The sequence below is a fragment of the Klenkia sp. PcliD-1-E genome, from assembly GCF_024124375.1.
In the GTDB taxonomy this organism is placed as follows: Bacteria; Actinomycetota; Actinomycetes; order Mycobacteriales; family Geodermatophilaceae; genus Klenkia.
The window spans coordinates 40,590-49,890 of sequence record NZ_JAMXRZ010000015.1 but is presented as its reverse complement, the minus strand read 5'-3'; the positions used below and the strand labels follow the sequence as shown (position 1 = coordinate 49,890).

The window sequence follows — 9,301 nt, the reverse complement described above, 5'->3', positions numbered from 1 at the left end:
CGTCGGGCTCGCACTTCTCAGGCAGGCCCTCGAAGAGCTCGGTCAGCATGGCGATGCACCGACGGCACCGGGGTGCCACGACAGGCTGTCAACCAACCTCCCGCGCCACCAGGGTCAACCAGTGAGGGTCGGGAGCGCGCCGGGTCCTGGCCCCGGCGCGCTCCCGGTACGGTCACCGCGCGCCCAGAGGAGGGTCCCCCCGTTGGTCCTGTCGGTCATCGTTGCCGCGTTCATCCTCGTCCTCCCGGTCGAGCTGCCGGACAAGACGCTGTTCGCCACGCTCGTCCTGGCCACCCGGTTCGCCCCGCTGCCGGTGTTCGTCGGCGTGGGCACCGCCTTCGCCGTGCAGTCGGCGATCGCGGTCACCGCCGGCTCGCTGCTGTCGCTGCTCCCGGCCGCCGTGGTCAGCGGCGTCGTCGCGGTGCTGTTCCTCGTGGGCGCCGTGCTGCTGTGGCGCAGCGCGACCGAGGGACCCGAGGACGGCGGGGAGGCCGCCGAGCAGCGCGAGCAGGTGCCCTTCCTGCGCGCCGCCGCGATCAGCTTCGGCGTGCTGTTCGCCGCCGAGTGGGGTGACCTGTCCCAGCTGGCCACCGCGGGCCTGGCCGCCCGCTACGACGCCCCGCTGTCGGTGTTCCTCGGCTCCTGGGCCGCGCTGCTGGTCGTCTCGGGCCTGGCGGTGTTCTTGGGCACGAAGCTGGCCGACCGGCTGCCGATCCCGCTGATCCGCCGCGTCGCCGCGGGCCTGTTCCTGGTCTTCGCGGTGATCGCCGTCGTGGAGACCGTGCGCGCCCTCTAGGGCTGCGTGCGCCGCTCGACCATCGCGGCCAGCCGGTGCAGCGCCTCGACGTTGCGGCGGCGCAGCAGCGCCTCCGACACCGGGTTGTGCACCCATGCCCCGGGCCCGCTGACCGGCTCCTCGGTCATCGTGACCCGGGTGCCGCCGTCCTCGGCCGCCAGCTCGAGCTGCACCCGGGCCGCGCCGAAGGGCCGGCCCTGGGCCAGCAGCACGAGGCGGCTGGCCGGCTCCGACACCTCGACGACGGCCTCGTCGTCCAGCGTCACCGGCCAGGTGCCCTGGCTGTGGTGCAGCACGGCGCCGGCCGCCGGCCACGCGGCGTCCACCGCGCGGACGGTGGCGGTGCTGACCACCCAGTTGCTGTAGGCCCAGCCGTCGGCGAGGACGTCCCAGACGGCGGTGGGCGGGGCGTCGACGTACCGGGAGGTGGTGGCCACCGACCGATCGTTCCGCGGCCGGACCGGTTCCGCATCGGCAGCGGCGCTTGCGCTGGTGAGCCGCTCCCGCATCCCGACGGCGAGGCCCGTGACGGTCAGCCGATCGGCCGCGCCGCCCAGCACGCGGGCCACCCGCTCGTGCCGGACGCCGCCGAGCCGCAGCCGCAGCTGCACCCGGGTGCCGCCGTCCTGCTCCCGCAGCACGATCGCCCAGGTGAGCCGGACGTGGTCGCGCACCGACCGGTGCACCAGCACGTGCGGCGGGGTCATCTCGTGCGCGGTGAAGGTGGCGTGCCGGCCACCCCAGTCGGGGATGGTGTCGCCCACCCGCAGGCCCAGCAGGGCGGGGTCCAGGTGGCGCAGACCGCGGCGGGTGCGCGGGGTGAGCGCCTCGAACCAGCGCGGGAGGTAGTAGCCACCGCGCCGCTTGCCCAGCTGGACGAACCACGGCCAGACGGCGGCCGGGGGCGCGGGCAGGTCGAAGGCGGTGTCCATGGCGATGGCGGCGTCGGGGACGACGTCGTCCCCGGGCAGGACGGCGGCCCGCTCGGCCGCCGTCGGACGGGTGCTCACCCGGGCACGCCCGCGCGCAGCTCGGCCAACCAGAGCGCGGCCGAGCCGTCCGACGGTGCCCGCCAGTCCCCGCGGGGGGACAGCGAGCCGCCGGCGCTGACCTTGGGCCCGTTGGGCAGGGCCGAGCGCTTGAACTGGCTGAACCCGAAGAAGCGCTGGCAGAACACCTCGAGCCAGCGCTTGATCTCGGGCAGGTCGTAGGCGACCCGCTTGGCCTCGGGGTAGGCGTGCGGCCAGTCCCCGGCGGCCGCGTCCCGCCAGGCGTGCCAGGCCAGGAAGGCGATCTTGGAGGGCCGGAAGCCGTAGCGCAGCACGTGGAAGAGGGTGAAGTCCTGCAGCGCGTAGGGGCCGACGCTGGCCTCGGTGGACTGCGCGGTCTCGCCGGGCACCAGTTCGGGGCTGATCTCGGTGTCCACGATCGACTGCAGGGTGGCGCCGACCTCGTCGTCGAACTGGCCGGTGGCGATCACCCAGCGGATGAGGTGCTGGATGAAGGTCTTCGGGATGCCGCCGTTGACGTTGTAGTGGCTCATCTGGTCGCCGACCCCGTAGGTGGCCCAGCCCAGCGCGAGCTCGGACAGGTCGCCGGTGCCCAGCACGATGCCGCCGCGCTGGTTGGCGATCCGGAACAGGTAGTCGGTGCGCAGGCCCGCCTGCACGTTCTCGAAGGTGACGTCGTAGACCGGCTCGCCGGCCCCGGCCGGGTGGCCCATCTCCTGCAGCATCAGCCGGGCGGTGGGCTGGATGTCCAGCTCGGCGGCGGTGACGCCGAGGGAGCGCATGAGCGCCCAGGCGTTGCCCTTGGTGTGCTCGCTGGTGGCGAACCCCGGCATGGTGAAGGCCAGGACGTCGCTGCGGGGCCGCCCCGCTCTGTCCATGACCTGCGCCGCGACGATGAGCGCGTGGGTGGAGTCCAGCCCGCCGCTGACCCCGATGACCACCTTCGGGTCCCCGATGGCGGACAGCCGCTGCGCCAGGCCGGCGACCTGGATGTTGTAGGCCTCGTAGCAGTCCTGCTCGAGGCGGGCGTCGTCGCTGGGCACGAACGGGAACCGCTCCAGCTCGCGGCGCAGGCCGAGGTCCGCCTCCGGCGGGTCGAGGGTGAACTCGACGGTGCGGACGGACGGCCCGACGTGCCGCCGGTTGTCGTCGAAGGTGCCCATCCGGGCGCGCTCCTGGCGCAGCAGGTCGAGGTCGACGTCGGCGACGGCACGACGGTCGCCGTCGGGGAAGCGGTCGGTCTCGGCGAGCAGGACGCCGTTCTCGTAGACCAGGGTCTGGCCGTCCCAGGACAGGTCGGTGGTGGACTCGCCCTCCCCGGCGGCGGCGTAGACGTAGGCGGCCAGGCACCGGCTCGACGCCGACCGCACGAGCAGCCGGCGGTCCTCGGCCCGGCCGACGGTGATCGGCGAACCGGACAGGTTGACCAGCACCGTGGCGCCGGCGAGTGCGGCCTCGGCGCTGGGCGGGACGGGCACCCACATGTCCTCGCAGACCTCGGCGTGCAGCACCAGACCGGGGACGTCGGCGGCGGCGAAGAGCAGGTCCGGGCCGAAGGGGACGTCGTCGCCGCCGATGCGGACCGTGCCACCGGCCTGGTCGTCGCCGGGGGCGAGCTGGCGGCGCTCGTAGAACTCGCGGTAGGTCGGCAGGTAGGACTTGGGCGCGACGCCGAGGACCCGGCCGCGGTGCACCACGACGGCGCAGTTGTAGACGCGGTTGCGGTGCCGCAGCGGCGCGCCGACGACGAGCACCGGCAGCAGGTCGCGGGAGCCCTCGACCACCTGGGTGAGCGCGGCCTCGACGGCGTCCAGCAGCGGGTCCTGCAGCAGCAGGTCCTCGATCGAGTAGCCGGACAGGGTCAGCTCGGGGAACACCGCGACCGCGACGCCGTCCTCGTGGCAGCCCCGGGCCTGGCGGAGGACGGCGTCGGCGTTGGCCGGCGGGTCGGCCAGCGCGGTGCGCTGCGTGCACGCGGCGACGCGCGCGAACCCGTGCCGGTAGACCGAGGTGAACCCCATGGTGATCAGTGTCGCGCGCCCCGGCCTCGGCCGTCGGCCGCCCTCCCCCGGCCGGGTGGCGGCAGCGTGGACCAGGTGGGACGACGACTGTGCATCCTCCGCACCCGACGTCGGCCCGGGAGGATGCACGCTGGTCGTCCCACCTGATCCACGCCGACCTCAGAACGGTGCGGTGCCCGAGCGGTCGGTGAACGTGCCGGTGGGGCCGCCGGCCCCCTGCAGGGCGAGCGCGACGACGGCGTCGGTGCCCTCGGTGACCGTCTGCGGTCCGCTGTGCCCGTTCAGGTCGGTGGCCGTGTAGCCGGGGTCGGCGGCGTTGACCCGGATGCCGGGGAGGGCCTTGGCGTACTGCACGGTGAGCATGGTCAGCGCGGACTTCGACGCGGTGTACAGCGGCGCGACGACGGTGGACTCGACGCGGTCGGTGTCGTGCACCGCGGCGAAGGAGCCCAGACCGCTGGTCACGTTGATGATCGCCGGGGCGGCCGAGTCCCGGAGCAGCGGCAGGAAGGCGGTCGTCGTCCGGACCGCACCGGCCACGTTGGTGTCCAGGACGGCGAGCGCGTCGGCGCCGGTGAGCTCGGCCGGGTCGGCGTGCGTGCCGGTGATGCCGGCGTTGTTCACCAGGACGTCGAGCCCGCCCTGCTCGGCGACGGTGGCGGCTGCGGCGGCGACGGAGGCGTCGTCGGTGACGTCGAGCTGGACGAAGCGCGCGCCGAGCTCGTCGGCGGCCTGCCGGCCGCGGGTCTCGTCGCGGGCCCCGATCCAGACGGTGTGTCCCTCGGCCAGGAGGCGGCGGGCGGTCTCGCGGCCCAGGCCCTTGTTGCCGCCGGTGATGAGTGTCGTGGTCATGGTGTCCACCCTGCGCCCGCGGCGGGTGGTCGCGCGTGGCCCGGCGCAGCCTGTGGAGTGCCGGTACCAGGCTGGGGCGTGCGGACCGGACGACACTGGGGTGCGTGACGGACCACGGTGAGCTCGGGGCGTTGCTGCGGTCGTGGCGGGACCGGCTGTCCCCCGCCGACGTGGGGACGGCGACCGGGGGTGTGCGCCGGGCGGCCGGGCTGCGGCGGGAGGAGCTGGCGGCGCTCGCGGGGGTGAGCGTGGACTACGTCGTCCGGCTGGAGCAGGGCCGCGCCCGGACGCCGTCCGCGCAGGTGGTGGCCGCGCTGGGCCGGGCGCTGCAGCTGGACCGGGCCGAGCGGGACCACCTGTACACCCTGGCCGGGCTGCGACCGCCCGGGGACGCACTGGTGAGCACGCACGTGCCGGCCGGGGTGCAGCGGATGGTGACCCGGATGGGCGACGTCCCGATCGCGGTCTTCACCGCGTCCTGGGACATCCTGCTGTGGAGCCCGACCTGGGCGGCGCTGTTCGGCGAGCCGGCCGGGCGCAGCGCCTGGGAACGGAACCTGGTCGTGCAGACCTTCCACGAGGACCTCTTCGCCGAGGAGCGCATCGGCCGGGCCGTGTACGCCGACGGCGGTGCGGCCTTCCGGGTGTCGTTGGTCGCGGGGCTGCGCCGGGCGCAGGGCCGGCACCACGACGACCCGGGCCTGCGTGCGCTGATCGGCCGGCTGCGGGCCAGCAGCGAGGAGTTCGAGCGGCTGTGGGCGACCGGGGTGGTCGGGGAGCACCTGTCGCAGCGGAAGGTGCTCGAGCACCCGACGGTCGGCGCGCTGGAGGTCGACTGCGACGTGTTCACCGTCAGCGGCTCGGAGCTGCAGATCGTGGCCATGACCGTGGCCGCCGGGTCGCCGGCGGCGGAGAAGCTGGACTTCCTCCGCGTCACCGGCGCCGCCGTTGGCTGACGTCCCCGCCGTCGTGGCCGACCCCCTCTCGACCCGCCGCCCCCTGACGTCACGCTCCGCGCTGACCCGACTCCGAAGAATTGCCTGCTCAGCGGCCTGTCGACGAGCCCGGGAATGTCGTACCCCTCTGGTCGAATGGGTCCATGACGGCGACGGCGCAGCGGTTCTGGGTGGAGATCACCCCGCGCCTCGCCGTGGACCGCACCGAGGGCCCGACCGTCCTGCCGCGGTTGACCGGCCTCGCCGTGTCCGCCGGTCTGGAGGGCGCCGACCTCGACGCCGAGCTCGCCTCGGTCCACCGGCAGATGGCGTCGTTGGCGGCCTACCGGGCCGGGCTCGTGGAGCGCAAGGCCGCCCTCGGGGCGCAGCACCCGTTGCCCTTCGCACCCGGTACCCGCACCGACACCCGCCCCGAGGCCGACGAACAGGACCCGTCGCTGCAGGCCGCCGATGATTTCCTGCCCGAGGAGGTCGCGGTCCTGCTGCGGATGTCGGTGCCTTCGGCCCGCTACCTGGTCGACGACGACCTGGTGCTGGTCCGGCAGCTGCCCGTGGTGTGGCACGCGCTGGCCGACGGCCGCATCGACGAGACCCGGGCGAAGGTGCTGGTGCGGGCGCTGCGCTACCAGGCCGCGTCGTGGGGCGGCCCGGTCGACCACGCGGTGGTCGACCGGGTCGCGGCACGCGGGGTCGAGTGGGCCGCCGCCGGTTGTCCGCCCACCACGCTGCGCGAACGCGTCGACGCCGCCCTGGTCGCCGCCGACCCCGAGGCTGCCGATCGGCGCAGGGCGCTGCGCAAGCGGGAGGCCGACGTCCGGGTGCAGGGCACCGGCGACGGGTTGGCCGACCTGCGCGCGACCCACCTGGACGCCGCCGACGCGCAGCTGGTCAAGGCCCAGCTCGACGCGTTCGTCCGGAAGCTCCAGGCCGAGGGGGACGACCGCCCGGCCGGCCAGATCCGCACGGCCCTGGTGGTCACCCTGCTGACCCGGCCGTGGGAGAAGCTCGACCCGGCCATCGCGCACCTGACCATCAACGCCGACCTCGCCGACCTGCTCGTCCCCGGCATCGGTGACCTCCTCGCCGACGCCGAGGCGCGAGCCGCAGACACCCGAGTAGCCGGGGCCACGGAGCAGGCGGCAGCCCAGGCCTCGGGCCAGGGAGCCGAACGAGCGCGGGACACTGATCCGCCCCCGGCCGACGACGGGACAGGTGCGCCCGCCGGCGAGCCCATGGGGACAGGCGCGCCCGCCGGTGAGCCCGTGGGGACAGGTGCGCCCGGCGGCGGCGCGCAGGTCGGCGACGTGGGCGGGCTGCCGGTGTCGCCGGCCGCGGTGCAGGAGCTGCTGCGGCGCATCGACGCGCTCGGTCTCACCCACCCCGGCGGCGGCGAGCTGGCGTTCACGATCACCGGCGAGCACGGGCGGCTGCTCGCCGTCGCCACCCCGGAGGAGCTGCTCGCCGCGGCACGGGCCGGACGCGGCGTCGGGCCGCCACCACCGGCCGTCGGCTACACCCCCACGGCCGCCCAGTACCGGTACCTGCGCGCCCGCGACCGGCACTGCCGCTTCCCCGGTTGCCGCCAGGTCGCTTTGCGCACCGACGCCGACCACGTCGTCCCCTACGACCACCGCGACCCGGCGGCCGGCGGGCGCACCTCCGTGCGCAACCTGGTGCTGCTCTGCCGGCGGCACCACCGGCTGAAGACCTTCGCCGGGGCCTGGCGCTTCGCCCTCGACGCCGACGGCACCCTGCACGTCACCACGCCCGGCGGCGGCACCGTCGTCACCCGACCACCGGGCGAGGGTCGCGTCCTCGACCTCGGGCACCCGCCACCGCCACCGCACGACCCGGTCGCGGACCCCGCCCCGTTCTGAGCGGCACCTTGCATCGACGGCTGACGTCCCCGCGGGGGCCCGCTCGTCCTGGGGCCGGCGGGCGACGCTACGTTCGGCGGCCGTGCGCGTCGTCAGCCTCAACGCCTGGTGCGGGGTCGAGCTGGACGCCCTGCTCGCCTGGCTCCCCGCCGTCGGGGCCGACGTGCTGTGCCTGCAGGAGGTCACCAGCTCGGCGACGCACCACGGCTGGGTGACCTACGCCGACGGCGACCGCACGCTGCGCCAGCGCTCCGACCTGCTCGCCGACGTCCACGCCGTGCTGCCCGGCCACGAGGCGCACTTCGTCACCTTCGACACCGGGCCGGTGGTCGACGAGGACGGCACCCGGCACCGTCAGCTGTTCGGCCAGGCCGTGTTCGTCCGCCACGGGCTCCCGGTGGTCGGGCTCCACGCGGAGCACGTCGTCGGCGGGTTCGCCGCGCACGACGAGTGGCCGCCCGAGGGCCGGCCGCGCCTGGCGCAGGCCGTGCGCGTCGTCGACCCGGACGGCGGCCGGCCCGTCGTCGTGGTGCACACCCACGGCGTCCGCGAGCGCAGCGGCAAGGGCGACACCGACCTGCGACGGTCGCAGGCGCAGCGCATCGCCGAGGTCGTCGAGCGGGTCCGCCGGCCCGGCGACCTCGGCGTCCTGGTGGGTGACCTCAACCTGCTGCCGGACTCGGAGACCTTCGCCGTGCTGGCCGGCACCGGCCTGCGCGACCTCGTCGGCACGGCCGACACCCGCACCCACCTCTACCCCAGGGCGGTGCGGCACGCGAGCTACGCGCTCGTCTCCGACGTCGACGCGGTCCGGCGCTTCGAGGTGGTCGCCGATCCGGTCGTCTCCGACCACCGGCCCCTGGTGCTCGACCTCTGAGGGCCGCGACCAGGCAGGGTGCACGATGCGGGGATGAGCGAGCACGCGGGCGAACGCCCCCTCGAGGCAGGCATCCGCACCGACCTGCGCGACACCATGACCTACGGCGGCTACCTCGACCTGGACCGCCTGCTGTCCGCCCAGCACCCGGTCAGCCGGCCCGAGCACCACGACGAGCTGCTGTTCATCATCCAGCACCAGACCACCGAGCTGTGGTTCAAGCTGGTCCTGCACGAGCTGCGCGCGGTCCGTGACCAGCTCGACGCCGACGACCCCGCTCGAGCGCGCAAGGGCCTGGCCCGGGTCAAGCACATCTTCAAGACCCTGGCCGAGCAGTGGTCGGTGCTGGCCACCCTGACCCCGAGCGAGTACGCCGAGTTCCGCGGCTCGCTCGGCAGCTCCTCGGGCTTCCAGTCCCACCAGTACCGGGCCGTCGAGTTCATCCTCGGCAACAAGAACGCGGCCATGCTCGAGGTCTTCGACGCCGACCCCACGGCCCGCGCAGTGCTGGCCGACCTGCTCGCCGAGCCCACCGTCTACGACGCCTTCCTCGCCCACCTCGCCCGGCACGGCCACGCCGTCCCCGAGCAGCTGCTGCACCGCGAGGTCACGAAGGCCTGGGTGTTCGCCCCCGAGCTGGTCCCCGTGGTCCGCCGCGTCTACGACGACACCGACGCGCACTGGGACGCCTACGCCACCTGCGAGGACCTCGTCGACATCGAGGACGCCGTCCAGTTCTGGCGCTTCCGCCACCTGCGCACGGTCCAGCGCACCATCGGCTTCACCACCGGCACCGGCGGCTCCTCGGGTGCGGCCTTCCTCCGCCGCGCCCTGGACCTCACGTTCTTCCCCGAGCTCTACGAGGTGCGCACCGGCATCGGCGCCTCCGCCCGCTGACCGGAGGCGTCCTCC

The 9,301-nt window shown here is 74.8% G+C and carries 8 protein-coding genes; 5 read left to right on the top strand and 3 right to left on the bottom strand.

Annotated elements, in window-relative coordinates:
* Positions 1 to 202: 202 nt before the first annotated feature.
* Complete coding sequence (locus NH342_RS05145) at positions 203 to 796, top strand: TMEM165/GDT1 family protein (RefSeq protein ID WP_253012188.1); 594 nt, start codon at positions 203 to 205, stop codon at positions 794 to 796.
* On the opposite strand, the gene NH342_RS24090 is transcribed toward NH342_RS05145, so the two are convergent.
* The 3 genes from NH342_RS24090 to NH342_RS05130 all read right to left on the bottom strand — a co-directional run bounded on the left by NH342_RS24090 (position 793) and on the right by NH342_RS05130 (position 4,679).
* Positions 793 to 1,806: an SRPBCC family protein gene (locus tag NH342_RS24090; RefSeq protein ID WP_253012185.1), complete on the bottom strand. Its 1,014-nt coding sequence runs from the start codon at positions 1,804 to 1,806 to the stop codon at positions 793 to 795. The genes NH342_RS05145 and NH342_RS24090 overlap by 4 nt on opposite strands.
* A complete protein-coding gene (locus NH342_RS05135) occupies positions 1,803 to 3,827 on the bottom strand; it encodes an NAD(+) synthase (protein ID WP_253012182.1) in 2,025 nt (674 codons plus the stop codon). The genes NH342_RS24090 and NH342_RS05135 overlap by 4 nt, the downstream gene beginning before the upstream one ends.
* A 159-nt stretch (positions 3,828 to 3,986) precedes the next feature.
* Entirely contained in the window at positions 3,987 to 4,679 is a 693-nt protein-coding gene (locus NH342_RS05130) for an SDR family NAD(P)-dependent oxidoreductase (protein WP_253012179.1), read from the bottom strand.
* A gap of 104 nt (positions 4,680 to 4,783) precedes the next feature.
* Between NH342_RS05130 and NH342_RS05125 the strand changes: the two genes are divergently transcribed.
* The 4 genes from NH342_RS05125 to NH342_RS05110 all read left to right on the top strand — a co-directional run bounded on the left by NH342_RS05125 (position 4,784) and on the right by NH342_RS05110 (position 9,286).
* Complete coding sequence (locus tag NH342_RS05125) at positions 4,784 to 5,635, top strand: helix-turn-helix transcriptional regulator (RefSeq protein WP_253012176.1); 852 nt, start codon at positions 4,784 to 4,786, stop codon at positions 5,633 to 5,635.
* A 143-nt stretch (positions 5,636 to 5,778) separates the two neighbouring features.
* Positions 5,779 to 7,512 carry an HNH endonuclease gene (locus NH342_RS05120; protein ID WP_253012173.1) on the top strand — a complete coding sequence of 578 codons (1,734 nt, stop codon included), beginning with the start codon at positions 5,779 to 5,781 and terminating at the stop codon, positions 7,510 to 7,512.
* Positions 7,513 to 7,594: 82 nt separating this feature from the next.
* Positions 7,595 to 8,389, top strand: a complete 795-nt coding sequence (locus NH342_RS05115; RefSeq protein ID WP_253012170.1) for an endonuclease/exonuclease/phosphatase family protein — start codon at positions 7,595 to 7,597, stop codon at positions 8,387 to 8,389.
* 33 nt (positions 8,390 to 8,422) lie between these two features.
* Positions 8,423 to 9,286, top strand: a complete 864-nt coding sequence (locus tag NH342_RS05110; RefSeq protein ID WP_253012167.1) for a tryptophan 2,3-dioxygenase — start codon at positions 8,423 to 8,425, stop codon at positions 9,284 to 9,286.
* The last annotated feature ends 15 nt before the right edge of the window (positions 9,287 to 9,301 follow it).

Coding starts and splice junctions, on each gene's coding strand:
- NH342_RS05135 (WP_253012182.1), bottom strand. CDS start 3,827: ATGGGGTTCACCTCGGTCTACCGGCACGGGTTCGCGCGCGTCGCCGCG.
- NH342_RS05130 (WP_253012179.1), bottom strand. CDS start 4,679: ATGACCACGACACTCATCACCGGCGGCAACAAGGGCCTGGGCCGCGAG.
- NH342_RS05120 (WP_253012173.1), top strand. CDS start 5,779: ATGACGGCGACGGCGCAGCGGTTCTGGGTGGAGATCACCCCGCGCCTC.
- NH342_RS05110 (WP_253012167.1), top strand. CDS start 8,423: ATGAGCGAGCACGCGGGCGAACGCCCCCTCGAGGCAGGCATCCGCACC.